Genomic DNA, 26,960 nt, shown 5'->3' with positions numbered 1-26,960 from the left:
CCGGCGCCGGGCGAGGCTCACCGGCGGGCGAGGTACGCCAGCTGGGACCGCACCGACTGCTCGGCAGCACCCCACAGCACCTCGTCGACGTCGGCGTAGACGACCTCGACCACCTGGCGCGGCAACGTCGGGTGGTCTCCCACGTCCGGGGGCAGGTCGCCCGGCGACAGGCCCAGCCGGGGAAGAGCGGCCTCGACCTGGGCGAGCCGGTCGCGGCGGTGGACGACGTAGTGGTCGAGGATGCCGGCGGCGTCCGGCAGCACGGGCCCGTGGGCTGGCCACAGCGAGGCGACCCGGCCGTCGGTGACGAGCGCGCGCATCCGCGCGATGGAGTCGAAGTAGGAGCCCAGATCACCGTCGGGGTGCGCGATCACCGTGGTGCCGCGGCCCAGCACCATGTCGCCGGTGAGCAGCGCGCCGTCGGCCTCGACGAGCAGCGAGATCGAGTCGGTGGTGTGACCCGGGGTGGTGAGCACCTCGACGTCGAGTCCGCCGACGGAGAGCACCTCGCCATCGGCGATCGGATCGGAGCGCCAGCACTGCGCCGGGTCGAGACCGCGGACCCCACAGCCCATCCGCTCGGCGAACGAGCGGGCGGCCTCGGTGTGGTCGAGGTGGTGGTGGGTGACGACGACGGCGGCCACCTGGCCGGCGACGGCGGCCACGGCGTCCAGGTGCTCGTCGAGCAGCGGACCCGGGTCGACGACGATCGAGCGCTCGGAGCCGGGCTCGCGCAGGATCCAGGTGTTGGTGCCGTCCAGCGTCATGAGACCGGGGTTGGGCGCGAGCACGCAGCGACCGCGGGCGCCGTACTCACCGCCGTGCCAGGCCTCCATCAGGCTCTCCGGGCGGCGACGAGCGGACGCAGTCCGTCGGGCATCGACAAGGCGTGGCCGTCGCCGAGCGGCTCGACCTCGGGCGTGAACATCGCCACGGTCCGGCCACCACTCGCCGCGATCACCTCGGCGGGGGTGGCGTGGGTGCCGACCTCCAGGCAGGTGAGGTACGTCGGCGGCAGCATCGCCAGCTCGCCCGCGTCGGCAGCGTCCGCGGCCGCGGCGGCGCCGATCCAGACCACCTCGGAGGACTCGCTCGACACGTCGCGCGTGACCTGGCCCTCGGGGAGCTGCGCGACGAAGAACCAGGTCCGGTAGCGCTTCGGCTCGAACACGGGGGTCAGCCAACCGCTCCAGATGCCCAGCAGGTCGGTGCGGAGCACCAGGCCACGGCGGTCGAGGAAGTCGGTCATGGCCAGCTCACGGGACTCCAGCGCGACCCGGTCGGCCTCCCAGTCGTCGCCGGTCGTGTCGGCGACCACGCTGTCGGCGGACGTACCCGCCAACAGCACACCGGACTCCTCGAAGGTCTCGCGGACCGCGGCACACACGAGTGCCCGCGCGACGTCCTCGGTCGTGCCGAGCTGCGCCGCCCACTCCGCGGGAGACGGACCGGCCCAGGCCACGGTGTGGTCGTAGTCGCGCGGGTCGACGCCGCCACCGGGGAACACGCACATGCCACCGGCGAACGCCATCGACGTCTGCCGCCGGAGCAGGTAGACCTCCGGCTCGCCGTCGGCCCCGGGCCGCAGCACGACGACCGTCGCCGCGTCGCGCGGCACGGCGGGCTCACGCCGGCCGTCGGCGTACTCCGCCGCCAGGTCGGCGAGCCTCGCGGGGAGCTGGACCGGCGGCAGCGGGACGATCATGCGGCGCCGCCGATCTCGGCGATCACCTCGACCTCGACGGGAGCGTCCAGCGGGAGGACGGGCACGCCGACCGCGGAGCGCGCATGCACGCCCGCGTCGCCGAACACCTCGGCGAACAGCTCGGAGGCGCCGTTGGCGACGCCCGGCTGGCCGGTGAAGTCGGGGGTCGACGCCACGAAGGCGACGACCTTCACGATGCGCACCTGGCTCAGGTCGCCGGCGATCGAGCGGATCGCGGCGATCGCGTTGAGCGCGCACAGGCGGGCGCAGGCGTACGCGTCCTCGGCGCTGACCGCGCCGCCGACCTTGCCCGTCGCCAGCAGCGTGCCGTCGCGCATCGGCAGCTGGCCGGAGGTGTAGACCCGCTCACCACTGCGGATCGCGGGGATGTAGGCCGCCACCGGCGGGACGACATCGGGAACCTCCAGGCCGAGCTCCGCCAGCCTCTCCTCGGGAGTCGCCATGTCTCAGCCCTCGATCGGGCGCTTGAAGTAGGCGATGTCGTTGCCGCCCTGGCCGGGCACGAGGACGACGAGCTCCCAGCCGTCCTGGCCGAAGTTGTTGAGGATCTGCGCCGCGACATGGTTCAAGACCGGCGCCACCTGGTACTCCCACTTGGTCATGCCGCTGACCTTACTCAGTGCCGATTGGCTCGAGCGCGGGTGAGCCGGGGTTGAGTCGTCGGTTCTGACCCACTGAGTCGTCACATCTGACCCCGCCGAGTCGTCGTGATGCTCGGTCGGTGCCACACGGCGGATCGCAACGGACCGTTTGTGACGACTCGACCGGTCAGATGCGACGACTCAACGGCAAGATGGCGATCAGCCGTAGCGGTTCACGACCCAGAGCAGCTCGCGGTAGGTGTCGTCCTCCTCGGGCGGCGGCGGGTCGATGTCCTGCGTGGTGCGCAGCGTCTGCGGGTCGACCGGTGGGGGCAGGTGCTTGTAGCGCTCCAGGCGCGACTGCTCGGCCATGACGGCTCCTTCCGACACTTCGATGGTACGGCGCGGATCCACCCGTGGTCTGACGTCCGCGGGCGCCACGGCGTCTACGGTGGCCCGGTGGCCGGACCTGCCCTGGGGGCGCATCGACAGCCGTGGCGGCTCGGACCCCGCGGCGAACGGTGGTTCGACCTCGGGCTGACCCTGTTCCTCCTGCTGCCGGCGCTGCCGTACGCCCTCTTCGTCGACGCCGTCGACGGGCTGCTGATGCTGGCCCAGATCACGCCGCTCGCCCTGCGCCGGCACCACCCGGTCGCGGTCTTCACCGTCGTCGCGGCGGCCACGGCCGTCCAACCGCTGCTCAACCAGCACCCGCTGTGGAGCCAGTTCGCCTTCCCGATCGCGGTCTACTCCGTCGCGCGGTACGCCGGCCCGCGGTGGGCCGCGGCGGCGCTCGCCACCGGCCTGGTCGGCGCCGGGATCGCCGCCGTCGACTGGCTGCACGGCTTCGGAGCCGACCTGCTGACGCTGGAGAACCTCACCGCCTACTCCGTCACCATCGCGCTGTTCGTGGTCGTCGCCTGGACGCTCGGGACGCTCGGCCGCACCCGGCAGGCGTACGTCGACGCGCTGGTCGAGCGCGGCGCCCGCCTCGAACGCGAGGCGGCCCAGCAGGCCGCCCTGGCGGCGATCGACGAGCGGCACCGGATCGCCCGGGAGATGCACGACGTGGTGGCCCACGGGCTGACCACGATCGTCGTGCAGGCCGATGGCGCCCGAGCGGCGGCGGCCCACGACCCGTCGGTGACCGGGCCGGCGCTGGCGACGATCGCCGCGACCGGACGCGAGGCGATCGCCGAGCTGCGCCGGATGCTGGGGCTGCTGCGCGCCGAGGAGGCGCCGACCGCTCCCCAGCCCCGCCTCGGCGACCTGGTGACGCTCCTCGGTGAGGCACGCGCCGCCGGGACGCGCGTCGTGGCCCAGCTGCCCGAGCCCCTGCCCGCCGTCTCGGACGGCGTGGCCCTGACGACGTACCGGATCGCGCAGGAGGCGCTCACCAACGTCCGCAAGCACGCCGGGCCCGAGGCCACGGCCACCGTCGCGCTGCGGGTGGAAACCGGTGCGATCGTGGTCGAGGTGGCCGACGACGGGCGGGGCGCGGCCACCCACGACGACGGCCGTGGGCTCGGCCTGGCCGGGATGCGGGAGCGGGTGGCCGCGCACGGCGGGACGCTGGCGACCGGGCCCGCGGCGGGCGGCGGCTTCACGGTGTGCGCGAGGATCCCGCTGTGAACCATCCCGCAGCCGAGCCGATCCGCGTCTTCCTCGTCGACGACCAGGACCTGGTCCGGGCCGGGTTCCGGATGCTCATCGACAGCCAGCCCGACCTGAGCGTGGTCGGCGAGGCCGGCGACGGCGGGGAGGCGCTGGAACGGCTCGCGGTGACGCGCTGCGACGTCGTGCTGATGGACGTCCGGATGCCGCGGCTGGACGGCGTCGAGGCGACCCGCAGGCTGGCGGAGCGCCCCGAGCCGCCGCAGGTGATCGTGCTGACCACCTTCGACCTCGATGAGTACGCCTTCGCCGCCATCCGGGCCGGCGCCGCGGCGTTCCTGCTCAAGGACGCCACCCCCGAGACCCTCCTCGACGCGATCCGGACCGTCCACGCCGGCGAGTCCGTGGTCGCCCCGAGCACCACCCGGCGCCTGCTCGAGCACTTCGCCGGAGTCCTCCCCGATCCCACGACCCCGGGCCCCGACGCCCGGCTCGACGCCCTCACCGACCGCGAGCGCGAGACCCTCGTCCTCGTGGGGCGCGGCCTCGCCAACGCCGAGATCGCGGCCGAGTTCGTCGTCTCCGAGGCGACCGTCAAGACCCACATCGGCCGGTTGCTCGCCAAGACCGGGTCGCGCGACCGGGTCCAGCTGGTCGTGCTGGCCTACGAGACGGGACTCGTCCGGCCGTAGCCCCGGATGCCGCAGCACGCCCGACCACCCGGGTCCACCCACCGTCGTACGACGGATCAGCCCGTGGCCTGACGATCGGGCGGCCGATCCCGGCGAGGCTCGTCGGCATGACCTCGCTGACGTCCCCGCAACCGCCCGCCCCGACCGTCGCCCTCGCCGCCAGCGCGCGCGGCCTCACCAAGACCTTCGGCCGCGGCGACACCCTCGTCCATGCGCTCCGCGGCGTCGATCTCGACCTGCCGGCCGGCCGGTTCACCGCGATCATGGGGCTGTCCGGCTCCGGCAAGTCCACGCTGATGCACTGCCTGGCCGGGCTCGACCAGCCGACGGACGGCAGCGTGACGGTCGCCGGGCAGGCGCTGGAGAGCATGGACGACGACACCCTGACCCGGTTCCGTCGCGACCACGTCGGCTTCGTGTTCCAGGCGTTCAACCTGCTGCCGATGCTGAGCGCCGAGCAGAACATCTGGCTGCCGACCGAGCTGGCCGGACAGGCCGGCCGGGACCGCGACCTGCGCCGGCGCTTCGACTCGATCGTGGAGACCCTCGGCCTCACCGCGCGGCTGACCCACCGGCCCGCCGAGCTGTCCGGCGGCCAGCAGCAGCGGGTCGCCATCGCCCGCGCCCTGCTGTCCGCGCCGGCGATCGTTTTCGCCGACGAGCCGACCGGCAACCTCGACAGCTCCAGCTCCGCCGAGGTGCTCTCGCTGCTGCGGCAGTCGGTGCGCGAGCTCGGCCAGACGGTCGTGATGGTCACCCACGAGACCGAGGCCGCGACGTACGCCGACGACGTCGTCGTCCTCGCCGACGGCCGGATCACCGAGCGCCGTGGGGACGCCGCCTGATGCGCACCGTCATCCTCGCGTCGCTGCGCACCCACACCCGCAGGTACGGCGCCGCACTGCTCGCCGTCGTCATCGGTTCCGCGTTCATCGTGGTCACCGCCGCCCTCTCCTCCGCGATCCGCGACGGCCTGACCGCCGGCCTCGGAGAGCCGTACGACGGCGCGGACGCTGTCGTCGACAGCCCGTCGCCCACCGAGACCGCACGGCTCCTGGACGCCGCGGCACAGAGTGGAGCCGACGCATGGTTGATCGGCTGGACCATGGAGCAGGTCGCCCTCGACAAGGGGGCCGACACCCGCACGGTGGTCGACACCAGCACCGACATCGGACAGCTGCCCGACCGGCCGGACCGGCGCTGGCAGGAGCTGGTGTCCGGGCGGTTCCCGGGCGGGCCCGGCGAGGCCGTGGTCGACACGAACGCGGCCAAGGTCTCCCGGATCGAGGTCGGCGACGGCTTGCGGATCGGCACAGGAGGGGACGCCCTGGACGTCACCGTCGTCGGGCTGGTCGACTCGCCGTCGACCTACGCCTACGCCTCGGTCTACCTGCTCTGGTCCGACCTGGCCCGCTGGCAGGACTCCCTCGTCACGATGAGCCTCGCCTGGGCCGACCCCGGCGACACGGCCGACGCCCGGACGGCGATCCGGGAGATCGTGCCGGACGCCGAGGTGGTGGCTGTCGACGCCTTCGTCCAGGACCTGCAGAAGGAGGTCAACAACGGCGTCGACCTGGTGCGGATCGTGGTGCTGCTGTTCGGCGCGATCGCTCTCGTGGTGGCGGTCCTCGTCATCAACAACACGTTCACCATCCTGTTCGCCCAGCGCTCGCGGGACTTCGCGCTGCTGCGCTGTGTCGGCGCGACCCGTCGCCAGGTGCTGCGCTCGGTGCGCCTGGAGTCCTTCGCGCTCGGGATCCTCTCGGCCGGCATCGGTGTACTGACGGGCCTCGGCGCCGGACACGGACTGGTCGCGCTGGTCCGCGCCCAGTGGCCGGGGGCCCGGCTGGGCGAGGCCGAGGTCGCGCCGGTCTGGCTGGCCGGGGCCGCGGCGGTGGCGATCGGCGTGACCCTGGTCGCTGCCTGGCTGCCCACCCGGCGCGCGGTCCAGGTCAGTCCGCTCGCGGCGCTGCGCCCCGACGACAGCACGCAGGCGCGGACGCGGACCGGCCGGATCCGGATCGCGCTCGGCGTCGTCCTGCTCGCCGCCGGTGTCCTCGGCCTCGGCGCGGCCGTCGCCACCGCCAATGTCGGCGCCCTCGCCGTCGGTGGCACGGCGGTGTTCCTCGGCGTGCTGCTCTTCGGGCCGATCCTGGTGCCCGCCCTGATCCGCTCGACCACGCCCCTCACCCGGCGGCTGCTCGGACCGGCCGGGCGCCTCGCCGCGGGCAACGCCGTGCGCAACCCGCGGCGGACCGCCGCCACCGCCGCCTCGCTGCTCGTCGGCGTCACCCTGACGACGGCGGTGCTCACCGGCATGGCGAGCTCCCGCTCCGCCCTCACGGCCGAGATGGACGAGCAACACCCGATCGACCTCGCGGTCACCGCCGAAGGCCCGCTGCCGGCGGACACCCTCGACCGGCTCGCCGCGGTCGACGGGGTGGTCGCCGCCGTACCGGTCCCCGGCGTGCTCGCCCGGATCGGGGACCTCACGCCGCTCCCCCTCCTCCCGGCCAGCACCGACGGCGACGCGAAGGTGCTGCACGACGCTCTCCCCACCCCGGGCCCCCGGCAGGTGCTGGTCCCCTGGGACCTGATCGGCGACGGCATCGAGGTCGGCGACGTCGTTCCCGTCACCGTCGGCGACACGACCCGGGAGCTCCGGGTCGTCGGCGGCGAGGGCTGGGGCGAGGCCGCCCTGGTCCGGCGTACGACACTCGAGCAGCTCGCGCCGGACGCCGGCACGCAGGCGGTCTGGTTGCGCGCGGAGGCCGACGCGGACCCCGCGGACCTGGCCGGGTCCGTCGAGGCGGTCGCCACGCCGATCGACGCGAGCGTGGAGAACGGACTGGCCAAGCGGTCGTACGTCGACCTGCAGCTCGACGTGCTCACCGGCGGTGTCGTGGGCCTGCTGGCCATCGCGGTCCTGATCGCGCTCGTCGGCATCGGCAACACGCTCGGGCTCTCGGTCCTCGAACGGGGCCGTGAGCACGCGCTGCTGCGGGCCCTCGGCCTGACCCGTCGCCAGGTCCGTCGGATGCTGGCTACGGAGGCCGTCCTGCTGTCGGTCGTCGCGACCGTGCTCGGCACCGCGCTCGGCGTGACCTTCGCGTGGACCGCCATCCGCGCGCTGGTCCAGCCCGCGATCGACGGCGCCGGCCTGGTCCTGCCGTGGGGCCAGCTCGGCCTGGTCGTGGCGATCGCCGCCCTGGCCGGTCTCGTGGCCGCGGTGCTCCCGTCCCGGCGGGCGTCCCGGATCGCGCCGGCAGCAGGGCTCTCGCTGGACTGACCCCCTGCGTGGGGACGCACCACTAGGCTCACCGGGTGAGTGATTGGCCGAAGGTGCGTCTCCACGTCGTCACCGGCAAGGGCGGGACCGGGAAGTCCACGGTCGCGTCCGCCCTCGCCCTGGCGCTCGCCACCCGCGGCAGGAACGTCCTGCTGTGCGAGGTCGAGGGCCGCCAGGGCATCGCCCGGATGTTCGACGTCGACCCGCTGCCCTACCAGGAGCGACGGCTCACGACCGGGCTGCCTGATGACGACGGCGGCCGCGGCGTCGTCCACGCGCTGCACATCGACGCCGAGTCCGCGCTGCTGGAGTACCTCTCGATGTACTACCGGCTCGGCCGCGCCGGCAAGGCCCTCGACCGCTTCGGCGTCATCGAGTTCGCCACCACCATCGCGCCCGGGGTCCGCGACGTGCTGCTGACCGGCAAGGTCTACGAGGCCGTGCAGCGCAACCGACGCAACAAGTCCGCCATCGAGTACGACGCGGTGGTGCTCGACGCGCCGCCGACCGGGCGGATCACCCAGTTCCTCAACGTCAGCAACGAGCTCGCCGGGCTGGCGAAGGTCGGGCCGATCAAGTCCCAGTCGGACACGATGATGACCCTCTTCCGCTCCCCCCGGACGGCGGTCCACCTGGTCACGGTGCTCGAGGAGATGCCGGTCCAGGAGACCGCCGACGGCATCGCCGACCTCCGTGGTGCCCGCCTGCCGGTCGGCGGGGTGATCGTCAACCAGATCCGGCCCCGCGACCTCGACGCCGACGAGCTCGCCGCCGCCCGCGCCGGGACCCTCGACCGCGAACGGATCGAGGCCGACCTGACCGAGGGCGGCATCGCGGTGAGCCCGGACCTGGTCGACGGCCTGCTGGCCGAGGCGGCCGACCACGCGGAGCGACGCGCGCTCGAGGACTCGCAGCGCGCCCTCGTGGCCGAGCTCGACGTGCCGTCGTACGAGCTGCCCCGGATGGCCGGTGGCATCGACCTCGGTGGGCTCTACGAGCTCGCCGGCCTCCTCCGAGAGCAAGGGATGGCCTGATGGCTCGCAGCAGCGCCCACCGTCCGTCCCGCGTCGGACCGGCGACCGCGCCCGGCCACCACGCCGGCACCCTCGACGTCGACGCCCTCCTCGACGACCCGGCCACGGGGATCATCGTGTGCTGTGGCTCCGGCGGGGTCGGGAAGACCACGACCAGTGCCGCGCTCGCGCTGCGCGCGGCCGAGCGGGGCCGGAAGGTCGTGGTCCTGACCATCGACCCGGCCCGCCGGCTCGCGCAGTCGATGGGGATCGAGGAGCTCGACAACACCCCGCGGCCGGTCGTCGGCGTCGAAGGCTCCGGCAGCCTCGACGCGATGATGCTCGACATGAAGCGCACCTTCGACGAGGTGGTGCTCTCCCAGGCCAGCCCGGAGAAGGCCAAGCAGATCCTGGCCAACCCCTTCTACATCGCGCTGTCGAGCTCGTTCGCGGGCACGCAGGAGTACATGGCGATGGAGAAGCTCGGCCAGCTGTATCGTGAGAATGTCGCTCTGCAGACGGATTCTGACGGGGGGTCCGCGGACGGCACCTACGACCTGATCGTGGTCGACACCCCGCCGTCGCGCTCCGCGCTCGACTTCCTCGATGCGCCGGAGCGGCTCTCCAGCTTCCTCGACGGTCGGTTCGTGCGGCTGTTGCTGATGCCCGCCAAGGGGCCGGCCAAGCTGATGACGGCCGGGCTCGGGCTCATCACCAACGCGCTCACCCGGATCCTCGGGGCGCAGTTCCTCAAGGACCTGCAGACCTTCGTCACCGCACTCGACACCGTCTTCGGCGGGTTCCGGCAGCGCGCGCAGCAGACCTACTCACTGCTCAAGGCCGACGGTACGGCGTTCCTCGTGGTCGCCGCGCCCGAGGCCGACGCGCTGCGCGAGGCGGCGTACTTCGTCGAGCGGCTCAGCGAGGACGACATGCCGCTGGCCGGCCTGGTCGTCAACCGCGCCAGCCCCCAGCCCCTCAACAGCCAGCCGGGCGGCGACCTGTCCGCCGACGAGGCGATGACCGCGTCCGAGCGACTGCGCCGCGCCGACGCCACCTCGCCGACGGCGCAGCTCACCGCCGGGCTGCTCCGGCTGCACGCCGACCGGGTGCGGATGGTCGAGCGCGAGCGTGCCCTGCGCGACCGGTTCGCGACCGCGCACCCCCAGGTGGCGACGGCCGTCGTACCGGCCCTGGCCGGGGACGTGCACGACCTCGGCGGGCTGCGCACCGTGGGCACGCTGCTGGCAGGCACCGCGGACGAGCCCACGAGCACCCTGTGACCTGGCGTACGGGTGCGGGCCCCGCGGCGGATCAGACCGTGACGTCCTGACCTTCGCGTGCCGACTCCAAGACGCTGCGCCAGGAGGCGTTCGGGCGACGCCGGAGAAGCGCTCGGCGCTCCCGCTCGGTCATCCCGCCCCAGACACCCCACTCGATCTGGTTGTCCAGTGCCTCGGCCAGGCACTCGGTCCGCACCGGGCAACCGGTGCAGACCTGCTTGGCCTTGTTCTGCTCGGCTCCCCGGACGAAGAGCTGGTCCGGCTGTTGTTCCCGACAGGCCGCGCGCGGCGCCCAATCCTCAACCCACATAGTTGTCCCCTGGTGCTTCCCACAACCGACGAGCCAACGCCCCCACAGCGCTCGGTCTCCCCGACCGCTCCAAGGTAAAGGACGACGCTCCGCACCGATATCGCTCATCGGGCCCAAGGTGTCTAGTCATATCGGACTAGACCGATCGAGACCGGGCGAGCGCGACACCGGCGACCGAGGGGGTCGAGCCGCCCTCCGTCGACTCCTTTCCGTGCGACCCCCTCACGTACTCTGAGCGCATGTCCCGCACCCGGTTCGACGGCCTCCCACCGCGGAAGGTCGCCTCCCACCTCGGCGTGATGCTGATCGTCGCCGCCGTGCTCGGCGTCGTCGTCTCGGGCCTGGCCATCCCGTTCGCGGGCGTCCTGGGCTTCTCCGCACGCAACGTCTCCGAGTCCGTCGACGACCTCCCCCAGGAGCTCGAGACCGAGCAGCTTCCCCAGCGCACCGAGGTCAAGGACGCCGAGGGCAAGACGATCGCGACGCTCTACGACCAGAACCGGGTCAACGTCCCCCTCCGCCAGATCTCCCGCACGATGGTCGAGGCGATGGTCGCCATCGAGGACTACCGCTTCTACCAACACGGCGCGCTCGACCTCAAGGGCACGATGCGCGCGCTGTTCACCAACCAGGCCGCGGGCGGGGTCACCCAGGGCGGCTCGTCGATCACCCAGCAGCTGGTCAAGCTGACGCTGATCACGCAGGCCAAGGGCGACAAGGAGGCGATCCAGGCCGCCAAGGAGGACAGCTACGGCCGCAAGCTGCGCGAGCTGCGCTACGCGATCGCCCTCGAGAAGCGACACAGCAAGGACTGGATCCTCGAGCGCTACCTCAACACCGCGTACTTCGGCGACGGCGCCTACGGCGTCCAGGCCGCCGCACAGCACTTCTTCAGCGTCGACGCCAAGGACCTCAACCTCCGCCAGTCGGCGCTGCTCGCCGGCCTGGTCCAGAGCCCCGAGGCCTACAACCCGACCAAGAACAAGGCTCAGGCGACGGTACGCCGCAACATCGTGCTCGACCGGATGGCGCAGCTGAACGTGGTGCCGAAGGCCGACGCCGACAAGGCCAAGGACCGCAAGCTCGGCCTGCGCCTCCAGGAGCAGCCCAACGGCTGCGTGAACTCCGAGGCGCAGTTCTTCTGCGACTACGTCGTGCGCTGGCTGATGACCGACCCGGCGCTGGGCGCCAACCCGGAGGAGCGCCGGCAGCTGATCTTCAACGGCGGCCTGACCATCAAGACCACCGTCGACCTGCGCTACCAGAAGGCCGCCAACGACTCCGTCAGCTCCCAGGTCTACAAGGACGACCTCGCCGTCGGCGGCCTCGCGCTGATCGAGCCCGGCACCGGCAATGTCAAGGGCCTGGCCCAGTCCCGGCCGATGGGCAAGAAGAAGGGCGAGACCTTCCTCAACTACACCGTGCCGACCCAGTACGGCGACGCGGCCGGCTTCCAGCCCGGCTCGACGTTCAAGGCGTTCGTCCTCGCCGCGGCGATCAACCAGGACATCCCGCTCACCCAGCGGTTCCCCGCCCCGAACCCGGGCCGGTTCCCGCTCAACGAGTTCGAGACCTGCGACGGGCCCTACCAGAGCAGCGAGGTGTGGGAGCCCAAGAACTCCACGAGCTCCTCCTCCTCTCCCGACCTGTACGAAGGCACCCAGAAGTCGGTCAACACCTTCTTCGTCAACCTCGAGAAGGCGACCGGCCTCTGCGAGCCGTGGAAGCTGGCCCGCGAGATGGGCATCACCGAGCTCACCGAGGCCAACATGATCCCATCGTTCACGCTCGGCGTCGCCGACGTCAGCCCGCTGGAGATGGCCGAGGCCTACGCGACCTTCGCCGGTGAGGGGCTGCACTGCGACGCGCGACCGGTCACCGAGATCGCCGACTCGCAGGGCAACGTGCTCAAGAAGTACGAGAAGAACTGCACCCAGGTACTCGCCAGCCCGGTCGCGAACGCCGTCAACGACGTACTCCGGGGCGTCGTGTCGTCCGGCGGATTCGCCGCCGCCCAGTACCCGGGTCAGCCGGCCGCCGGCAAGACCGGCACGACCAACGGCAACAACTCGGTGTGGTTCGTCGGCTACACACCCAACCTCGCCGGCGCCGCGATGGTCGCGGGCGTGAACGGGCAGGGCCACCCCGAGTCCCTCGACGGCAAGTCGGTCGGCGGGCGCACGCTGTACGCCTCCTCCGGCTCGACGACGGCCGGCCCGATCTGGGGTGACGCCTTCAAGGCGATCGCCCCGCTGCTCGAGGACCTCGACTTCACCCGGCCCTCGACCACCGACATCCGCGGCCTGCTCGTCACCGTCCCCGCCGTCTCCGGCAAGTCATACGACGACGCGAAGTCCATGCTCGAGGGCCTGGGCTTCACCGTCGCCAACGGCGGCACCGTCGACTCCGCCGTCGGGCAGGGCCTGGTCGCCTGGTCCGCACCCGGCACCGGCGCCCGCCTCGCCGCCGGCGACACCGTGACCCTGTTCATCTCCGACGGCACGCCGAAGGTGAAGAAGGGCAAGAAGAACAAGGGGCGCGGCAACAACGGGAACGGCAACGGTCAGGGCTGAGCTCGACCGCGGTCCGAGGGCAGCGAGCTGCAACTACCTGTCCGTGCCACTGGCGTACAGGTCTACGTGGCAGGTAGCGACATCGACAGATAGTTACAGCCGGCGGATCGACCGTGCGTCCCTCTCGACAGGGCGACACGCTCGGACTCAAGCAACTAGCCGAGCTGGCGGCGTACCTCCGCGGCGACGGCGGCACCGTCGGCCCGGCCCTTGACCTGCGGCTGCACGATGCCCATCACCTGGCCCATCGCCTTCGGGCCCGCGCCGGCCGCTCCGGCCTGCTCGACGGCGGCGGTGACGATCACGGCGATCTCCTCCGGGCCGAGCTGCTCGGGCAGGTAGTCCTGGATGACCGCGGCCTCGGCGCGCTCCTTGGCGGCGCTCTCGGGGCGGTCGCCCTCCTCGAACGCCACCGCGGCCTCGCGGCGCTTCTTGGCCTCGGCGGCCAGCACGGTGAGAACCTCGTCGTCGGTGAGCTCCTTGGCGACCTTGCCGGCGACCTCGGCGTTGGTCACGGCGGTCAGGATCATCCGCAGGGTGGACGACCGGACCTCGTCCCGGGCCTTCATCGCGGTGGTGAGGTCGGTGCGCAGCTGGTCCTTGAGGATGCTCATGCCTCGATTCTGCCTGCCGTGGGTGAGACTGGACGAATGGGATTCGGGACGGCGCTGCTGCGGACCGCCGGCTTCGGCGGGGCTCTCGGGGCCGCGGCGACGTCGTACGCGCTCTGGGAGGCACGTCAGTACACCCTGCGCCGCCTCGACCTGCGCGTGCTCCCGACCGGGATGCGGCCGCTGCGGGTGCTCCACCTCAGCGACATCCACATGACCCCCGGCCAGACCCGCAAGCAGCAGTGGCTGCGGGGCCTCGCCCGGCTGGAGCCGGACCTGGTCATCGACACCGGCGACAACCTCGCCCACCGCGACGCGGTCCCCGTCGTCCTCGACAGCCTCGGCGGGCTGCTCGAGCGGCCAGGCGTGTTCGTGCACGGCTCCAACGACTACTTCGAGCCCGGCCTGCGCAACCCGCTCGGGTACGTCCTCCCGGACAACGGCAAGCGCCACACCGCGACGCCGCAGCTCCCGTGGCGCGAGCTGAGCTCCGGGCTCACCGGCGCGGGCTGGGTCGACCTCACCAACCGCCGCGACCGGCTCACCGTCGGCGAGACGGTCCTGGCCCTCGCCGGCGTCGACGACCCGCACCTCGCGTACGACGACCTGGCCGCCGTCGCCGGGCCCGCCGACGCCAGCGCCGACCTGCGGCTGGCACTGGCGCACGCGCCGTACCTCCGGGTGCTGGACCGGTTCGCCTCCGACGGGTACGACGCCATCGTCGCCGGACACACCCACGGCGGCCAGGTACGACTGCCGTGGCCGGGTGGCTCGCGCGCGTATGCCACCAACTGCGACCTCGATCCCAGCCGCGCCCGGGGCCTGCACCGCCACCCCGCCGACTCCCGGCCGGGCGACCCCGGCTCGGCCTGGCTGCACGTGTCCGCCGGCCTCGGCACCAACCCGTACACCCGGATCCGGATCGCCTGCCGCCCCGAGGCCACCCTGCTCACCCTGCTCCCGCGGTAGGGCCGCCAGGGGTATCCCGATTGCGGGTCCGGCCACCGGCTCCGCTATGCTCCCGTGCTGGTGAGCCGCTCCTCGGAGCCGGTTCATGGCGGGCTGTGGCGCAGCTTGGTAGCGCGCCTCGTTCGGGACGAGGAGGCCGCAGGTTCAAATCCTGTCAGCCCGACCGATCGACGGGCGGATCCGGTGAGACCGGATACGCCCGTCGAGGTTTTCACCCTCGTGTCGCCCGATGACCACCACCCGCTCACCTGTGCGTTCGTGACACACTGCATGCCATGTCTGACGAGCAGGACAAGCTGAAGCTCAGCTTGGAGCCGCCGAAGCTGTTCGGGCGGAAGAAGAAGGCCGCCGGGCAGGCCCCGGCGCCCGCTCCGGCCGCTCCAGCGCGCCCTGCCCGTCCTGCCGCGCGTCCCGAGCCCACGCCCGAGCCGGAGCCCACTCCCGAGCCGGTCGAGGAGCCCGTGGTCCCGGCCGCCGACGTCGTCGAGGAACCCGCGGTCGCCGAGACCGAGCCGGAGACGGTCGAGCCCGAACTGGAACCGGTCGCGGTCGCGGTCGAACCGGAACCCGAGCCGGAACCCGAACCCGAACCGACTGCGGTCGAGCTGGAACCCGAACCGACCACGGTCGAACCCGAGCCCGAACCGACCGCTGTCCTCCCCGAGGTCGACGAACCCGTGGTGGCCCCCACGCCCGCCACCGCCCGGAAGCCGGTGGCAACCCCGAAGCCGGCCGCAGCCAAGAAGCCCGCCGTACGCGCCGCCCCCAAACCGGCGCAGGTCGAGGTGGAGCCCGAGCCGGTGACCGCGGCGGCCCTCGAGGACGCCGAGATCGCGGCCCTGGGCGGTGGCGGCACCCTGTTGACCGCCTACCGCGCCGCGGCCCTCTCCGGCCTCGTGGTGGGCGCGGCGATGGTCGTCCTCACCTGGCTGTCCCTGCGCGGCTGTGAGGCGGTCCGCGGGACGTCGTCGTGCGGCGGCGGACCGGGCTTCCTGCTGCTGATCGCCACGTTCGCGCTGTGCGTCGTCCTGGGTGCCCAGCTGCTCAAGGCCTTCGCCATCCCGGACCCGGGCAGCAGCAGCTTCCTGGCGGTCGGCCTGGTCGCTGTCGTAGCGCTGCTGTTCCTCATCGACCTGCTCGACCACTGGTCGACGCTGATCATCGTGCCGGTCCTCAGCATCGGCGCCTACCTCGCCTCGGTCTGGGTCACCAAGACCTTCGTCGATCCCTCCGATACCTGACGTAACGCGAGCCTGAACGAGAAAACTCACGCTTGGCCGAGGAAGTTTCCTCGGCCAAGCGTGAGTTTCACCGGCCGGCCGGTGAATCTGTCTCTCAGCGGGAGGCCGCGATCAGCTCCGCGATCTGGACCGTGTTGAGCGCGGCCCCCTTGCGCAGGTTGTCGTTGGAGACGAAGAGCGCGAGGCCGCGGTCGTCGTCGACGCCGGGGTCCTGGCGGATCCGGCCGACGTACGACGGGTCCTTGCCGGCCGCGGCGAGCGGGTTGGGGATGTCGGCGAGCTCGACGCCGGGGGCGCCGGAGAGCAGCTCGCGAGCCCGCTGCGGGGTCAGCGGCCGCGCGAACTCGGCGTTGATCGCCAGCGAGTGGCCGGTGAAGACCGGCACGCGCACGCACAGGCCGGAGACGCGCAGCTCCGGGATGCCGAGGATCTTGCGGGACTCGTTGCGGAGCTTCTGCTCCTCGTCGGTCTCGTTGAGCCCGTCGTCCACGATGCTGCCGGCCAGCGGCAGCACGTTGTAGGCGATCGTCCGCTGGTAGACGCCCGGCTCGGGGAACGCGACGGCCTCGCCGTCGTAGGCCAGCTCCCGGGCCTTGTCGCCGGCCGCCGCGACGCCGGTGGCGAGCTCCTCGACACCGGCGATGCCGGAGCCGGAGACGGCCTGGTACGTCGACGCGATCAGCCGGACCAGGCCGGCCTCCTCGTGCAGCGGCTTGAGCACCGGCATCGCGGCCATGGTGGTGCAGTTGGGGTTGGCGATGATGCCGCGGCCCGCCGCGATGACGGACGCCGCCGCCTCCGGGTTGACCTCGGAGACGACCAGCGGGATCGCCGGGTCCTTGCGGAACGCCGAGGAGTTGTCGACCACGATCACTCCGGCGTCGACGAACCGCTGGGCCAGCGCGCGGGAGGCGGTCGCTCCGGCGGAGAACAGCGCCACGTCGAGTCCGGTCGGGTCGGCGGTCTCGGCATCCTCGACGGTGACGTCGCGGTCGCCGAAGGCGAGTACCTTGCCGGCCGAGCGGGCCGAGGAGAAGAAGCGGACGTCGCCGACCGGGAAGCTCCGCTCGAGCAGGATCTGCCGCATCGCGACGCCGACCTGGCCGGTCGCGCCGACCACACCGATGTTGACCTTGCTCATCGTCCGGTACCCCCGTAGACCACGGCCTCGATCTCGTCCGACCCGAGGTCGAACGTCGCGTGGGCGGCGTTGACGGCCGCCTCGACCTGGGTCTCGGCCACGACGACCGAGACCCGGATCTCCGAGGTGGAGATCATCTCGATGTTGACGCCGGCCTCCGAGAGCGCCTCGAAGAAGCGCGCGGAGATGCCCGGCGAGGAGCTCATGCCGGCGCCGACGACCGACACCTTGCCGACGCTGTCGTCGTAGAGCAGCGACTCGAAGCCGACCGAGTCCTGGAGCCGCGAGAGCGCCGTCATCGCGGTCTGGCCCTCGCCGGCGGGCAGCGTGAAGGAGATGTCGGTCAGGCTGGTGGCCGCGGCCGACACGTTCTGCACGATCATGTCGATGTTGATCTGCGCCTCGGCGACGGCGCGGAAGATCGCGGCCGCCTCGCCCGGCTTGTCCGGTACGCCGACCACGGTGATCTTGGCCTGGCTGCGGTCGTGGGCGACACCGGTGATGATCGCGGCTTCCATGGTATTCGTGCCCTCCTGAGCAACATCTGCGGACTTGACGACCCAGGTGCCCTCCTTCTCGGAGAAGGACGAGCGGACGTGGATGGGCATGTCGTAGCGGCGGGCGTACTCGACGCACCGCAGGTGCAGGATCTTGGCGCCCTGCGCGGCCATCTCGAGCGTCTCCTCGTAGGAGATCCGCGGCACCTTGCGGGCCCGCGGCTCGATGCGGGGGTCGGCGGTGAAGATGCCGTCGACGTCGGAGTAGATCTCGCACACGTCGGCCTCGAGCGCGACGGCGAGCGCCACCGCGGTCGTGTCGGAGCCGCCGCGGCCGAGCGTGGTGATGTCCTTCGTCGTCTGCGAGACGCCCTGGAAGCCGGCGACGATGGCGATCGCGCCCTCGGCGAGGGCCGCCTGGATCCGGCCCGGCGTCACGTCGATGATCTTCGCCTTGCCGTGCTCGGCGTCGGTGATCACGCCGGCCTGGGAGCCGGTGAACGAGCGCGCCTCGTGCCCGAGGTCGTGGATGGCCATGGCCAGCACGGCCATGGAGATCCGCTCGCCGGCGGTGAGCAGCATGTCGAGCTCACGGGCCGGTGGCAGCGGGGAGACCTCGTTGGCGAGGTCGATCAGGTCGTCCGTCGTGTCCCCCATCGCCGAGACGACGACCACGACCTGGTGGCCGGCCTTCTTCGTGTTGACGATGCGCTGTGCGACGCGCTTGATCCCGGCGGCATCGGCGACCGACGAGCCGCCGTACTTCTGCACGACAATGCCCACGGGGGCTCACTCCTGGCGGTGGTCTCGGGGACGGTGCTACTTCTAGGGCAGGCCACATCGACGGGGCCGCCCCCGATTCTACGAGAGTGGGCTAGCCGTTTTCCGCGCTGTCCAGCACGGCAGCCGCCGCCTCGACCAGCGCGAGCTCCTGGGTGGTGTCCAGGTCGACGTCGAGCCGGTCATGGGCCACCACCGAGAGCAGCGCCTTCATCGCCGAGCCGGCGAGCGCACCCCACGAGGACACATAGGAGAACTGCCACCACCACAGCGCCTCCTCGACGTCGCCCGCCTCGTAATGACGGACCCCGACGGCGAGATCGGCGGCGATACTGGTCAGATCGTCGGAGAGCAGACCCTCGACGACCTCCGGGTCGTAGGGGTCGAAGACGTAGCTGTAGGTGTCCAGATTGCCCAGCAGCCCGGCCAGCTGCAGGCGCAGCTCGTCGATGTCGTCCGGGTCCGGTCCGTCGTCGGGCTGGTACTCGTCGCGCGGTGCGAAGTCGCGTTGCACGCCCAGCCGGGCGCCGGTGAGCGCGATCTGGCTGATCTGGAGCAGCAGCAGGGACACCGCCTGCCCGCCGCTGGCCTGCGCCGCGACGACCCGCAGGCCGTCGAGGAAGGACCGCACCGACGCGGCGATCTCGTCGGCGAGTCGCACGGTCTCTGTCTCGACCGCGATCAGCGCCTCGAGCGCTGCGAGGCCCGGGAGCTGCTCGGTGGTGGTGGTGCCGTCGTCGCTCATGTTCCCGTTCATGTCGCTGCCTGCCTTCCCACGAATGCCCGACCCAAGGTGACCTCGTCGGCGTACTCCAGGTCTCCTCCCACCGGAAGTCCACTGGCCAAACGCGTTACGCGCAACCCCAGGGGGCCGAGCATCCGCGTGAGGTACGTCGCGGTGGCCTCGCCCTCGAGGTTCGGATCGGTGGCCAGGATCACCTCTGTGATGGTCCCGTCCCCGAGCCGGGTGAGCAGCTCGCGGATGTGGAGCTGCTCGGGACCGATGCCGTCGATCGGCGAGATCGCGCCGCCCAGGACGTGGTAGCGGCCACGGAACTCACGGGTCCGCTCGATCGCCACGACGTCCTTGTACTCCTCCACGACGCACAGCACCGTCAGGTCGCGCCGTGGATCACGGCAGACCCGGCACTGGTCGTCCTCGGCGACGTTGAAGCAGATCGAGCAGAACTTCACCTTGTCCTTGACCTCGATGAGGACCTCGGCGAGCCGGCGTACGTCGGCGGGGTCGGCCTGCAGCAGGTGGAACGCGATCCGCTGGGCGCTCTTCGGGCCGACCCCGGGCAACCGCCCGAGCTCGTCGATGAGGTCCTGGACGACGCCTTCGTACAAGGGTGCTGCCCCCGCTCAGAAGCCGAGCGGGCCGGGCGACTGGCCCGGTCCGCCCGGGCCGGGGAGGCCGCCCATGTCGGGCAGGCCGCCGGCCAGCGGGCCGAGCATCTGCTCGGCGAGCTCGTCGACCTTCGCCCGGGCGTCGCGGAACGCGGCGACCACCAGGTCACCGAGGTCGGCCAGCGCCTCGGCGTCGGTGCCCTCGAGCGCGTCGGGGCTGATCGTGACGGCCGTCAGCTCGCCGGCACCGGTGACCGTGACGGTCACGGCGCCGCCGGCGACGGTGCCGTCCACCGTGGCCTCGGCCAGGCTCTGCTGGGCACTCTGGAGCTGGTCCTGCATCTGCTGGGCCTGCTGGAGCAGTGCGCCGAGGTCAAGGCCACCGGCGCCGCCGAGGGCGTCGAAGGGGTTCTGGCTCATGGGGGTCTCTTCTCTGTGGTCCGTCTGTGGTCCGGGCGAGGTGCTCGGGAGCGGGAGAGCGGCCGGCGACTCAGTCGCCGCGGGGGATCTCCTCGATCATCTGGGCGCCCAGCTCGCGGGCGAGGAGCTCCGCGCTGGACTCGGCGTCGACCTCGCGGTCGTTGAGGTCCACCGCGGCGTCCGGGTCCTCCGGCGGCGCCTCGGCCGCGGCCTCGGCCTGAGCCTGGGCCTGGATGTCGGCCACGCGGGAGCGTCGCGAGACCGGCTCCTCGGGCGGCCCGTCCGCCGGCGGCGGCTCGGTGGCCCAGGGCGGCGGGTCGTCCGGGGGCGGGGCGGACTGCGGAGCTGACGGCACGGAGGCAGGCGCGGCGGACTGCGGCGGGGCGGTGACCTCCGGCCAGCCCCCGGACTCGGCCACCGCGACCGGGGCCGCGGGAGTAGCCGGTGCCGACGCCTGGGCCGGCGCCGGCTCAGGGGTCCGCGCTCCCGGATCGGCAGCGGGATCGATGATCGCCTCGATCCGGACGTTGGCGCCGATCTCGTCGATCACCGCCTGCTGGACGATCTCGGCGTGGCCGCCCGTCTCGAACGAGCGGCGCGGCCCGTCGGTCGGGAAGCCGAGGCTGAGGACGTTGCCGTTGAAGCCGACGACCTGGGAGTTCTGGGTGAGGTGGATCCAGGTGACCCGCTTGACGCTCTTGACCCGGTCGATGACCGAGGGCCAGAGCCGGCGGACGTCGACCAGGGACAGTCCGCTGCCACCCGTGGCGGCGGGCGCGGGAGCGGCCGGCTCCGGACTGGGCGCGTCCACGACCGACGCCATCGGCGCGGGCTCCGGCTCCGGCTCCGGCACGTGGACCGGCTCGGGGGGATACACCGGCTCCGCGGCCGGGGCGGGCGCCGGAGCGTCTGCGACCGGCACCCGCTCGGCCGTGTGTGCCGGTTCGGGCGTGTGTGCCGGCTCGGACGACGGCTCGGGCGCCGGCTCGGGGGCGGGCGCGGCGGTCGGCGCGGGAGCAGGCGGGGTCGCCGGCTCCTCGACCCGCTCGGGAGCGGCCCGCTCGGAGCGGGACGGCACCGGCCGGTCCTGGGCGGGGGCGGCGGCCGGAGCGGCGGCGGGCGCGGACTCGGCGGACGTCGTACCGCTGATCGAGGCCCGCCGCTCGAGGCGGTCGAGGCGGGCCAGCACGCCCTCGGTGGTGTGGTCGGCGGCCGGGAGCAGGATCCGGGCGCAGATCAGCTCGAGCAGCAGCCGCGGCGCCGTGGCGCCGCGCATGTCGGTGAGGCCGGCCGCGACCAGGTCGGCGGCGCGGGTGAGCTCGGCCCGGCCCAAGGCGGCCGCCTGCGCGACGAGGCGGTCGGCCTGGTCGCCGGACAGGTCGAGCAGGCCCGAGGCGGCGGCGTCGGGCACCGCGGAGATGATGACGAGGTCGCGCAGCCGACGGAGCAGGTCCTCGGTGAACCGACGCGGGTCCTGCCCGGTCTCGATCACCTTGTCGACCACGCCGAAGACGGCCGAGCCATCGCCGGCGGCGAACGCCGAGACGACGTCGTCGAGCAACGTGTCAGGCGTGTAGCCGAGCAGACCACTGGCCAGGTCGTAGGTCACGCCCTTCGGCCCGGCGCCGCCGAGGAGCTGATCGAGGACCGACAGGGTGTCGCGCGCCGAGCCCGCGCCGGCACGGACGACGAGCGGCAGCGCGGCGGGCTCGATCGAGACGCCTTCGCGCTCGCACAGCTCGGTGAGGTACGACGTCAGCAGGCGCGGCGGGATCAGCCGGAACGGGTAGTGGTGGGTCCGCGAGCGGATGGTCGGGATGACCTTCTCCGGCTCGGTCGTGGCGAAGATGAACCGCAGGTGGGGCGGCGGCTCCTCGACCAGCTTGAGCAGGGCGTTGAAGCCCTGCGTGGTGACCATGTGGGCCTCGTCGATGATGTAGACCTTGTAGCGGCTCCGCACCGGGGCGAAGAAGGCCTTCTCCCGCAGGTCGCGCGCGTCGTCGACACCACCGTGGGAGGCCGCGTCGATCTCGATCACGTCGATCGAGCCCGGCCCGTTGCGGGCCAGGTCGCGGCAGCTCTCGCACTCGCCGCACGGGTCCGAGATCGGCGCCTTCTCACAGTTGAGCGCCCGCGCGAGGATCCGCGCGCTGGTCGTCTTGCCACAGCCGCGGGGGCCGGAGAAGAGGTAGGCGTGATTGACCCGGTTGGCAGCCAGGGCGGCCCGCAGCGGCTCGGTGACGTGCTCCTGCCCGATGACCTCCGCGAAGGTCTCGGGCCGGTAGCGGCGGTAGAGCGCGAGCGGGGAGTCCACGGAGCCCACCCTAGTCGCTGGCCCCGACACGTCCGGGGGGCCGTGGCGCACACCCCAAGGTCACCGTCCCGCCCTATCGTGATGACCTCCGAGATGCCCTCGGGAAGGGAAGGACGAGCATCATGACGACGATCGACCGGGACGCGGCACGGGCGTTCCAGAAGCGGATGGTCCGGGTACGCGAGGACGCCGCCCTGGGCCTGCTCCTCGGCATCGGCGACGAGCTCGGACTCCTCGACGTCCTGGCCCGCAGCGGCCCCGCTGATCCCGCGACGCTGGCCGCCACGGCCGGGGTCGACGAGCGGTACCTGCGGGAGTGGCTGGACGGCATCGTGGCCGGCGACGTGGCGACGTACGACGCCGCGACCGGCCACTACGCGCTCCCCCGGGAGCGTGCCGCCTGCCTCACGCCCGCCGACGGTCCGGTGAACCTGGCGCGCAGCATGAAGATGCTCACCATGCTCGCCGGCGTCGAGCCCGAGCTGCGGGAGAAGTTCCGCGACGGCGGCGGACTGGGGTACGACCGCTTCCCCCGGTTCCACGAGCTGATGGCCGCCGACGCCGCGGCCGTCCACGACGCCGGACTGCTCGACGTGGTCGTGCCGACAGTCCCCGGCCTCCACGAGCAGCTGACCCACGGCGCCGCGCTCGCCGACATCGGCTGCGGGTCCGGGCACGCCGTGAACCTGCTGGCGCGCGCCTACCCGGCGAGCCGGTTCGTCGGCTACGACCTCGGCGCCGAGGCGATCGACACGGCGCGCAGGGAGGCCGCCGCGTGGGGCCTGACCAACGCGAGCTTCGAGGTCCGCGACGTCGCGGAGCTGCGCGAGACCGCGGCGTACGACGTCGTGACCGCGTTCGACGCCATCCACGACCAGGCGTTCCCCGACCGGGTGCTCGCCGGCATCGCCGCCGCGCTGCGTCCCGGCGGGACGTTCCTGATGGTCGACATCAAGGCTGAGACCGGTGTCGAGAACAACCTCGGCCTGCCCTGGGTCACCTACCTCTACACGTTGAGCCTGATGCACTGCATGACCGTGTCCCTCGCCCACGGCGGCGCCGGGCTCGGCACCGTCTGGGGCCGGCAGACCGCGGTGCGGATGCTCGAGGAGGCGGGCCTGGTGGACGTGGACGTCCGCGAGGTGCGCACCGATCCGTTCAACTACTTCTACGTCGCCCGCAAGCCGTAGGAACCGAAGCAAAGGCCCCCCACGTACCCGATAGAGCTCACTTACCCTTGCTGCCTTCCGGCCCTGGGGGAGTTGGGTGAGATACCGCCACGTGGGGGGTTGCGGGCCACTTTAGAGGATGGGGCGCACCCGGTTCACATCGACCACGGCATCGGGCGGGACGCGGCCTCAGCGCAGCAGGTTGAGCACGGTCAGCAGGACCGGCGCGACCATCACGGCCAGCAGCACCCAGGCGACCATCCGGTGCGAGCGCTTCGCGCTGTCCAGCGAGCCCGCGAACTCGAGCAGGGCACCGTCGGGCACGGACCGGCTCAGGCCCATCCGCTGCGCGTCGGTGGGCAGGTGCTCAGCGGGAGCCCACGGCTCCGGCTCATCACCCCGCGAGGTCATGGGGCGATCGTACGTCGGCAGTGCGCCGGCCGCGCGAGTCCCGATTCCACCCCGTCGTCCATCTGCCGGTAACCTCCTCCGCGGAGGTATCGCCTAGTGGCCTATGGCGCTCGCTTGGAAAGCGGGTTGGGTTAACGCCCTCGGGGGTTCGAATCCCCCTACCTCCGCCGGAGAAGCAGACGGCGCCGACCACAGGTCGGCGCCGTCTGTGCGTTCGGGCGGGCGGTCCACCCGGCTCGCTGCGACACCGTGCGGCCGCGCCGTCCGGGACGGCGCTCAGCGGCGGCGGGCGAGGAGCGGGCGCAGCAGGAGCAGGACGACGAGGGCGGTGCCGCCACCGAGTCCCCACCAGATCGCGTCGTGCCGCGCGCCGGCCAGGACGTCCGCCTGCGCGCGGGGCGGCTTGGCGGGTCGGACCTGCTGGGTGCGCTCGACACCCAGGTCGGCGATGTCGCGCTGGATCGCCTCGACGGGCTGGACCACGCCGTACCCGGTGATCGGGCTCGACGGGCCGCCGTTGCCGCTGGCGGTCTGCTCGAGGCGGGTCCGCAGCTGGTCCGCGTCCTCGTCGGGGTGCGCGGACCACACGAGGGCGGCGACACCGGCGACCTGGGCCGCGGCCCAGGAGGTCGAGGCTCCGTCGACCACGCACCAGCCGCCGTTGAGCGCCTTCGACACCGCGCCGTAGCCCGGCGCGGCGAGGTCGATGGCCGAGCTGCGGAGCACGGTCCCGCGGCTGCCGGGGGTCGACACCCCGACCGCGACCGCCTTCGGGTGCGCGGCCGGCCAGATCACGTCGGCGGCGTCCTCACCCTTCTTCGCCTCGCCCTCGTAGCCGTCGGGGAAGGCGCCCTCGCCCGACGGGCGGTCGCCGGAGGCCGCGACCAGCAGCACGCCGGTGCCGACCAGCCGGTCGACCTGCGTCTCGAGGTCGGCCGAGTAGGGGACCTGGGCGGGCACCACCACGACCATCCGGCTCCGGGCGCCCCCCTCACGGGCCGCGGCGATCTCCCCCAGCCGCTGGGCGAGGTCGGCGGCCATGGGGATCCGCTGTCCCTCCTGCGAGCGCTCGAGCGTGTCGTAGAACCGCGCGTCGAGGACGTCGGCGCCGGGAGCGATCCCGACGTCGACCCGGGTGGGGTCCACCTGGTCGGGTCCGGCGATGATGCCCGCCACGGCGAAGCCGTGGCCGGTCGGCAGCTCGACGGGCGTCGTCCCCCGGAACCCGTCGATCCCGCTGTCCACGACGACCACCTGCACGCCCTGTCCCGGCTGCGCTCCGGCCTTCTTCACCAGCGCCTGCGCCTCCTCGACGTGCAGCGCCAGGTTGGCCGCGTTGTCGCCCTTGACCGTGAGCTGGTCGGTCGTGGTCGCGCTGACCTGGAGGCAGCGCGGCCCCTCCACGTCGGCGACGACGCGCGCCTCCGGCGCCGCCGCGGACGGAGCCGCAGCCACCGGGGCCGCACCCACCGGGGCCGCCCCCATGAGGGTCAGCCCCAGGGCGACGCTCGCGAGCCCGCCCGCGGCGACGCGGGAGGAGCGACGTCCTGGACCGCGTCCTAGGCGCCGCACGACCGGTCCTTCGACGGCGGGCACAGGGCCGCGTCCTGGGACAGCTCGGGTCCGATCTCGAAGAGCTTGTTCCACACGTCGGGGACGACCAGGCCCGGAACCTGGCCGTAGCCGAGCTGGGCGAGGTCGTCGGTGCTGGCGACCGGATAGCTGTAGCCGCGGTCGTCGATCAGGTGGATCGTGCCGCCAGCACGGGTGATCCAGTCCGCCGAGCGGATCACGGCACCGTGGCCGGACGCGACGGTGACCTCGCGATCGCCGACGGCGACGTCCTCGGCGCCGGCCGCACCGGTGGGCGCGGTGGCCAGCCGGACGGCCGGCTCCCGGTCCTCGGCGGTGGTGAGCTGGCCGCAGACCTGCTCGGTGGCGGACAGCGACCCGGCGAGCACCTCTTCCGGCCAGTGCTCACCAGCCCCCTCGGCGCCGCGCACGATGTCGAACGGGGCACCCGGCGCCTCGGTCACGGCCTGCGGCGCCCGCTTGCCGAGCGAGGTGTTGCGCAGCACCGCCGCCTCGAACGGCGAGAGCTCCACGAAGCCGGTCTTCGTGAACGCATAGGTGGTCCCGGAGCGCTCGAGCCAGTCTCCGACGAGGGCGCCGTCGTAGCCCGGGAGGCCGGCCGGCTCGCCCCAGCCCCGGATGCCGAGGCCGGCGGCGTCCAGCGAGGCACCGGGCGGGAACAGCTCGAGCCACGCGTCCGGCACGGTGATCTGGTTGTTGGGCGAGATCCGGAGATCGCTGTAGAGACCGTCGTTGCCGGCGGTGAGCTCGTAGCGGTAGGCCCGGCGTGGCAGACCGGGCACGTCGGCCTCCGCGATGAGGTAGACCTTGTCCGTGGCGGCCGATCTCACGACGAAGCCGGTGGTCGGCGTCGGGGTGACCCGCGGCGAGACCTCGACCGAGGTCTGCATGCCGAGTCCGCTGCCGGTGCAGGACGTCCAGCCGCTCTCGACCAGGTCGGCTGCCCCCGGCACGGTGGCCGGGGCGTCGAGGATCCCGATGGGTGGGCCCTTCCGCTCGCCCGCGATCTCGTCGTCGGGGACCTTGCGGGCCTCCACCCCGGCGCCCAGGATCAGCTGGGCCGAGGTCACGTTGATGACCGGCCGGACCCGGGGCAGGCCGGAGGCGAGATCCTCGTCGAGGATGACGTAGAGCGCGCCGCGGTCGTCGGCGACGAGCCCGGGCTTGTCCCAGTCGACCTCGGCCCGGTCAGACAGCGCGCCGGCGATGGCGGCACCGGCGACGAGGAGGACGGCGAGCGCGATGCCGCCGACGATCATCCGGCCCGGTCGGGTGGGCTCGACCTCGCGGCCGCCGGGAGCACCGGACACGAAGGCGGTCACGAGCCGACGGCGGCTGAACGCATAGGCCTCGACGAGGTCCTTCTTGGTGGCCATCAGCGGT

At 72.6% G+C, this 26,960-nt stretch carries 26 protein-coding genes, 2 tRNA genes and 1 other RNA gene; 12 read left to right on the top strand and 17 right to left on the bottom strand.

All coding sequences use genetic code 11. The features are described from left to right. Positions 1-17 precede the first annotated feature (17 nt). The 5 genes from KVF89_RS13405 to KVF89_RS13385 form a co-directional block, all read right to left on the bottom strand. Complete coding sequence (locus KVF89_RS13405; RefSeq protein ID WP_257426118.1) at positions 18-836, bottom strand: MBL fold metallo-hydrolase; 819 nt, start codon at positions 834-836, stop codon at positions 18-20. Beyond that, positions 836-1,705, bottom strand: coding sequence for an NUDIX hydrolase (locus KVF89_RS13400; RefSeq protein WP_257426116.1), 870 nt, complete (start codon positions 1,703-1,705; stop codon positions 836-838). Before KVF89_RS13400 ends, KVF89_RS13405 begins: the two co-directional genes overlap by 1 nt. Continuing rightward, on the bottom strand, positions 1,702-2,169 hold the full coding sequence (locus KVF89_RS13395) for a RidA family protein (protein WP_257426114.1): 468 nt from the start codon (positions 2,167-2,169) through the stop codon (positions 1,702-1,704). The genes KVF89_RS13400 and KVF89_RS13395 overlap by 4 nt, the downstream gene beginning before the upstream one ends. Before the next feature lie 3 nt (positions 2,170-2,172). Beyond that, entirely contained in the window at positions 2,173-2,328 is a 156-nt protein-coding gene (gene sp36, locus KVF89_RS13390) for a Sp36 family protein (RefSeq protein ID WP_257426113.1), read from the bottom strand. 198 nt (positions 2,329-2,526) lie between these two features. Then, positions 2,527-2,679 (bottom strand): hypothetical protein, encoded by a 153-nt coding sequence (locus KVF89_RS13385; RefSeq protein WP_257426112.1) that lies wholly within the window; start codon positions 2,677-2,679, stop codon positions 2,527-2,529. 87 nt (positions 2,680-2,766) lie between these two features. Between KVF89_RS13385 and KVF89_RS13380 the strand changes: the two genes are divergently transcribed. The 6 genes from KVF89_RS13380 to bagB all read left to right on the top strand — a co-directional run bounded on the left by KVF89_RS13380 (position 2,767) and on the right by bagB (position 10,198). Beyond that, the gene (locus KVF89_RS13380; RefSeq protein WP_257426111.1) at positions 2,767-3,939 is read left to right on the top strand and encodes a sensor histidine kinase; all 1,173 of its coding nucleotides are present in this window, start codon (positions 2,767-2,769) and stop codon (positions 3,937-3,939) included. Continuing rightward, on the top strand, positions 3,936-4,613 hold the full coding sequence (locus tag KVF89_RS13375) for a response regulator (protein WP_257426109.1): 678 nt from the start codon (positions 3,936-3,938) through the stop codon (positions 4,611-4,613). The genes KVF89_RS13380 and KVF89_RS13375 overlap by 4 nt, the downstream gene beginning before the upstream one ends. A 107-nt stretch (positions 4,614-4,720) precedes the next feature. After that, a complete protein-coding gene (locus tag KVF89_RS13370; RefSeq protein WP_257426107.1) occupies positions 4,721-5,458 on the top strand; it encodes an ABC transporter ATP-binding protein in 738 nt (245 codons plus the stop codon). Continuing rightward, positions 5,458-7,902 (top strand): ABC transporter permease, encoded by a 2,445-nt coding sequence (locus KVF89_RS13365; protein ID WP_257426105.1) that lies wholly within the window; start codon positions 5,458-5,460, stop codon positions 7,900-7,902. Before KVF89_RS13370 ends, KVF89_RS13365 begins: the two co-directional genes overlap by 1 nt. A gap of 35 nt (positions 7,903-7,937) precedes the next feature. Continuing rightward, a complete protein-coding gene (gene bagA / locus KVF89_RS13360; RefSeq protein ID WP_257426103.1) occupies positions 7,938-8,936 on the top strand; it encodes an ATPase BagA in 999 nt (332 codons plus the stop codon). Then, positions 8,936-10,198, top strand: a complete 1,263-nt coding sequence (gene bagB / locus KVF89_RS13355) for an ArsA family ATPase (protein WP_257426101.1) — start codon at positions 8,936-8,938, stop codon at positions 10,196-10,198. Before bagA ends, bagB begins: the two co-directional genes overlap by 1 nt. A gap of 31 nt (positions 10,199-10,229) precedes the next feature. On the opposite strand, the gene KVF89_RS13350 is transcribed toward bagB, so the two are convergent. Beyond that, positions 10,230-10,508 carry a WhiB family transcriptional regulator gene (locus tag KVF89_RS13350; protein WP_257426100.1) on the bottom strand — a complete coding sequence of 93 codons (279 nt, stop codon included), beginning with the start codon at positions 10,506-10,508 and terminating at the stop codon, positions 10,230-10,232. 239 nt (positions 10,509-10,747) lie between these two features. Here KVF89_RS13350 and KVF89_RS13345 point away from each other — a divergent pair, with 239 nt between their 5' ends. Further along, positions 10,748-13,081, top strand: coding sequence for a transglycosylase domain-containing protein (locus KVF89_RS13345; protein WP_257426098.1), 2,334 nt, complete (start codon positions 10,748-10,750; stop codon positions 13,079-13,081). Between the two features lie 155 nt (positions 13,082-13,236). On the opposite strand, the gene KVF89_RS13340 is transcribed toward KVF89_RS13345, so the two are convergent. Beyond that, positions 13,237-13,695: a GatB/YqeY domain-containing protein gene (locus tag KVF89_RS13340; RefSeq protein ID WP_257426097.1), complete on the bottom strand. Its 459-nt coding sequence runs from the start codon at positions 13,693-13,695 to the stop codon at positions 13,237-13,239. A gap of 36 nt (positions 13,696-13,731) precedes the next feature. On the opposite strand from KVF89_RS13340, the gene KVF89_RS13335 reads away from it, so the two are divergent. The 3 genes from KVF89_RS13335 to KVF89_RS13325 all read left to right on the top strand — a co-directional run bounded on the left by KVF89_RS13335 (position 13,732) and on the right by KVF89_RS13325 (position 15,902). Continuing rightward, the gene (locus KVF89_RS13335; RefSeq protein ID WP_257426095.1) at positions 13,732-14,661 is read left to right on the top strand and encodes a metallophosphoesterase; all 930 of its coding nucleotides are present in this window, start codon (positions 13,732-13,734) and stop codon (positions 14,659-14,661) included. An 89-nt stretch (positions 14,662-14,750) separates the two neighbouring features. After that, a tRNA-Pro gene (locus KVF89_RS13330) sits at positions 14,751-14,824 on the top strand. Between the two features lie 112 nt (positions 14,825-14,936). Then, positions 14,937-15,902, top strand: a complete 966-nt coding sequence (locus KVF89_RS13325) for a hypothetical protein (protein ID WP_257426093.1) — start codon at positions 14,937-14,939, stop codon at positions 15,900-15,902. A gap of 94 nt (positions 15,903-15,996) precedes the next feature. Here KVF89_RS13325 and KVF89_RS13320 read toward each other — a convergent pair whose 3' ends face one another. From KVF89_RS13320 to KVF89_RS13295, 6 genes are all read right to left on the bottom strand, one after another. Beyond that, on the bottom strand, positions 15,997-17,043 hold the full coding sequence (locus KVF89_RS13320) for an aspartate-semialdehyde dehydrogenase (RefSeq protein ID WP_257426092.1): 1,047 nt from the start codon (positions 17,041-17,043) through the stop codon (positions 15,997-15,999). After that, positions 17,040-18,323 carry an aspartate kinase gene (locus KVF89_RS13315; RefSeq protein WP_257426090.1) on the bottom strand — a complete coding sequence of 428 codons (1,284 nt, stop codon included), beginning with the start codon at positions 18,321-18,323 and terminating at the stop codon, positions 17,040-17,042. Before KVF89_RS13315 ends, KVF89_RS13320 begins: the two co-directional genes overlap by 4 nt. 91 nt (positions 18,324-18,414) lie before the next feature. Next, positions 18,415-19,065, bottom strand: a complete 651-nt coding sequence (locus KVF89_RS13310) for a DUF5063 domain-containing protein (RefSeq protein ID WP_257426088.1) — start codon at positions 19,063-19,065, stop codon at positions 18,415-18,417. A gap of 8 nt (positions 19,066-19,073) precedes the next feature. Next, positions 19,074-19,670, bottom strand: a complete 597-nt coding sequence (recR, locus tag KVF89_RS13305) for a recombination mediator RecR (protein ID WP_257426087.1) — start codon at positions 19,668-19,670, stop codon at positions 19,074-19,076. 15 nt (positions 19,671-19,685) lie between these two features. After that, positions 19,686-20,090, bottom strand: coding sequence for a YbaB/EbfC family nucleoid-associated protein (locus tag KVF89_RS13300; RefSeq protein ID WP_257426085.1), 405 nt, complete (start codon positions 20,088-20,090; stop codon positions 19,686-19,688). A gap of 70 nt (positions 20,091-20,160) precedes the next feature. After that, on the bottom strand, positions 20,161-22,404 hold the full coding sequence (locus KVF89_RS13295) for a DNA polymerase III subunit gamma and tau (RefSeq protein ID WP_257426083.1): 2,244 nt from the start codon (positions 22,402-22,404) through the stop codon (positions 20,161-20,163). Positions 22,405-22,526: 122 nt separating this feature from the next. On the opposite strand from KVF89_RS13295, the gene KVF89_RS13290 reads away from it, so the two are divergent. After that, complete coding sequence (locus tag KVF89_RS13290) at positions 22,527-23,594, top strand: class I SAM-dependent methyltransferase (RefSeq protein ID WP_257426082.1); 1,068 nt, start codon at positions 22,527-22,529, stop codon at positions 23,592-23,594. A gap of 10 nt (positions 23,595-23,604) precedes the next feature. On the opposite strand, the gene ffs is transcribed toward KVF89_RS13290, so the two are convergent. Together ffs and KVF89_RS13280 are read right to left on the bottom strand one after the other, a co-directional pair. Next, positions 23,605-23,695: signal recognition particle sRNA small type (gene ffs / locus KVF89_RS13285), an RNA gene on the bottom strand. Positions 23,696-23,762: 67 nt separating this feature from the next. Further along, on the bottom strand, positions 23,763-23,984 hold the full coding sequence (locus KVF89_RS13280) for a hypothetical protein (RefSeq protein WP_257426081.1): 222 nt from the start codon (positions 23,982-23,984) through the stop codon (positions 23,763-23,765). An 82-nt stretch (positions 23,985-24,066) separates the two neighbouring features. Between KVF89_RS13280 and KVF89_RS13275 the strand changes: the two genes are divergently transcribed. Then, a tRNA-Ser gene (locus tag KVF89_RS13275) sits at positions 24,067-24,151 on the top strand. Between the two features lie 109 nt (positions 24,152-24,260). Here the strand turns inward: KVF89_RS13275 and KVF89_RS13270 are convergent. Both KVF89_RS13270 and eccB read right to left on the bottom strand, forming a co-directional pair. Further along, the gene (locus KVF89_RS13270; RefSeq protein WP_257426079.1) at positions 24,261-25,556 is read right to left on the bottom strand and encodes a S8 family serine peptidase; all 1,296 of its coding nucleotides are present in this window, start codon (positions 25,554-25,556) and stop codon (positions 24,261-24,263) included. Continuing rightward, entirely contained in the window at positions 25,544-26,953 is a 1,410-nt protein-coding gene (eccB, locus tag KVF89_RS13265; RefSeq protein ID WP_257426077.1) for a type VII secretion protein EccB, read from the bottom strand. Before eccB ends, KVF89_RS13270 begins: the two co-directional genes overlap by 13 nt. Positions 26,954-26,960: the final 7 nt, after the last annotated feature.

The organism is Nocardioides carbamazepini, assembly GCF_024614185.1.
Taxonomy (GTDB): domain Bacteria; phylum Actinomycetota; class Actinomycetes; order Propionibacteriales; family Nocardioidaceae; genus Nocardioides; species Nocardioides carbamazepini.
This window is presented reverse-complemented; position numbering and strand designations above follow the sequence as displayed.

Coding starts and splice junctions, on each gene's coding strand:
- KVF89_RS13395 (WP_257426114.1), bottom strand. CDS start 2,169: ATGGCGACTCCCGAGGAGAGGCTGGCGGAGCTCGGCCTGGAGGTTCCC.
- KVF89_RS13310 (WP_257426088.1), bottom strand. CDS start 19,065: ATGAGCGACGACGGCACCACCACCACCGAGCAGCTCCCGGGCCTCGCA.
- KVF89_RS13350 (WP_257426100.1), bottom strand. CDS start 10,508: ATGTGGGTTGAGGATTGGGCGCCGCGCGCGGCCTGTCGGGAACAACAG.
- eccB (WP_257426077.1), bottom strand. CDS start 26,953: ATGGCCACCAAGAAGGACCTCGTCGAGGCCTATGCGTTCAGCCGCCGT.
- KVF89_RS13325 (WP_257426093.1), top strand. CDS start 14,937: ATGTCTGACGAGCAGGACAAGCTGAAGCTCAGCTTGGAGCCGCCGAAG.
- KVF89_RS13370 (WP_257426107.1), top strand. CDS start 4,721: ATGACCTCGCTGACGTCCCCGCAACCGCCCGCCCCGACCGTCGCCCTC.
- KVF89_RS13405 (WP_257426118.1), bottom strand. CDS start 836: ATGGAGGCCTGGCACGGCGGTGAGTACGGCGCCCGCGGTCGCTGCGTG.
- sp36 (WP_257426113.1), bottom strand. CDS start 2,328: ATGACCAAGTGGGAGTACCAGGTGGCGCCGGTCTTGAACCATGTCGCG.
- KVF89_RS13290 (WP_257426082.1), top strand. CDS start 22,527: ATGACGACGATCGACCGGGACGCGGCACGGGCGTTCCAGAAGCGGATG.
- KVF89_RS13280 (WP_257426081.1), bottom strand. CDS start 23,984: ATGACCTCGCGGGGTGATGAGCCGGAGCCGTGGGCTCCCGCTGAGCAC.
- KVF89_RS13345 (WP_257426098.1), top strand. CDS start 10,748: ATGTCCCGCACCCGGTTCGACGGCCTCCCACCGCGGAAGGTCGCCTCC.
- KVF89_RS13300 (WP_257426085.1), bottom strand. CDS start 20,090: ATGAGCCAGAACCCCTTCGACGCCCTCGGCGGCGCCGGTGGCCTTGAC.
- KVF89_RS13340 (WP_257426097.1), bottom strand. CDS start 13,695: ATGAGCATCCTCAAGGACCAGCTGCGCACCGACCTCACCACCGCGATG.
- bagB (WP_257426101.1), top strand. CDS start 8,936: ATGGCTCGCAGCAGCGCCCACCGTCCGTCCCGCGTCGGACCGGCGACC.
- KVF89_RS13320 (WP_257426092.1), bottom strand. CDS start 17,043: ATGAGCAAGGTCAACATCGGTGTGGTCGGCGCGACCGGCCAGGTCGGC.
- KVF89_RS13365 (WP_257426105.1), top strand. CDS start 5,458: ATGCGCACCGTCATCCTCGCGTCGCTGCGCACCCACACCCGCAGGTAC.
- KVF89_RS13335 (WP_257426095.1), top strand. CDS start 13,732: ATGGGATTCGGGACGGCGCTGCTGCGGACCGCCGGCTTCGGCGGGGCT.
- KVF89_RS13400 (WP_257426116.1), bottom strand. CDS start 1,705: ATGATCGTCCCGCTGCCGCCGGTCCAGCTCCCCGCGAGGCTCGCCGAC.
- KVF89_RS13385 (WP_257426112.1), bottom strand. CDS start 2,679: ATGGCCGAGCAGTCGCGCCTGGAGCGCTACAAGCACCTGCCCCCACCG.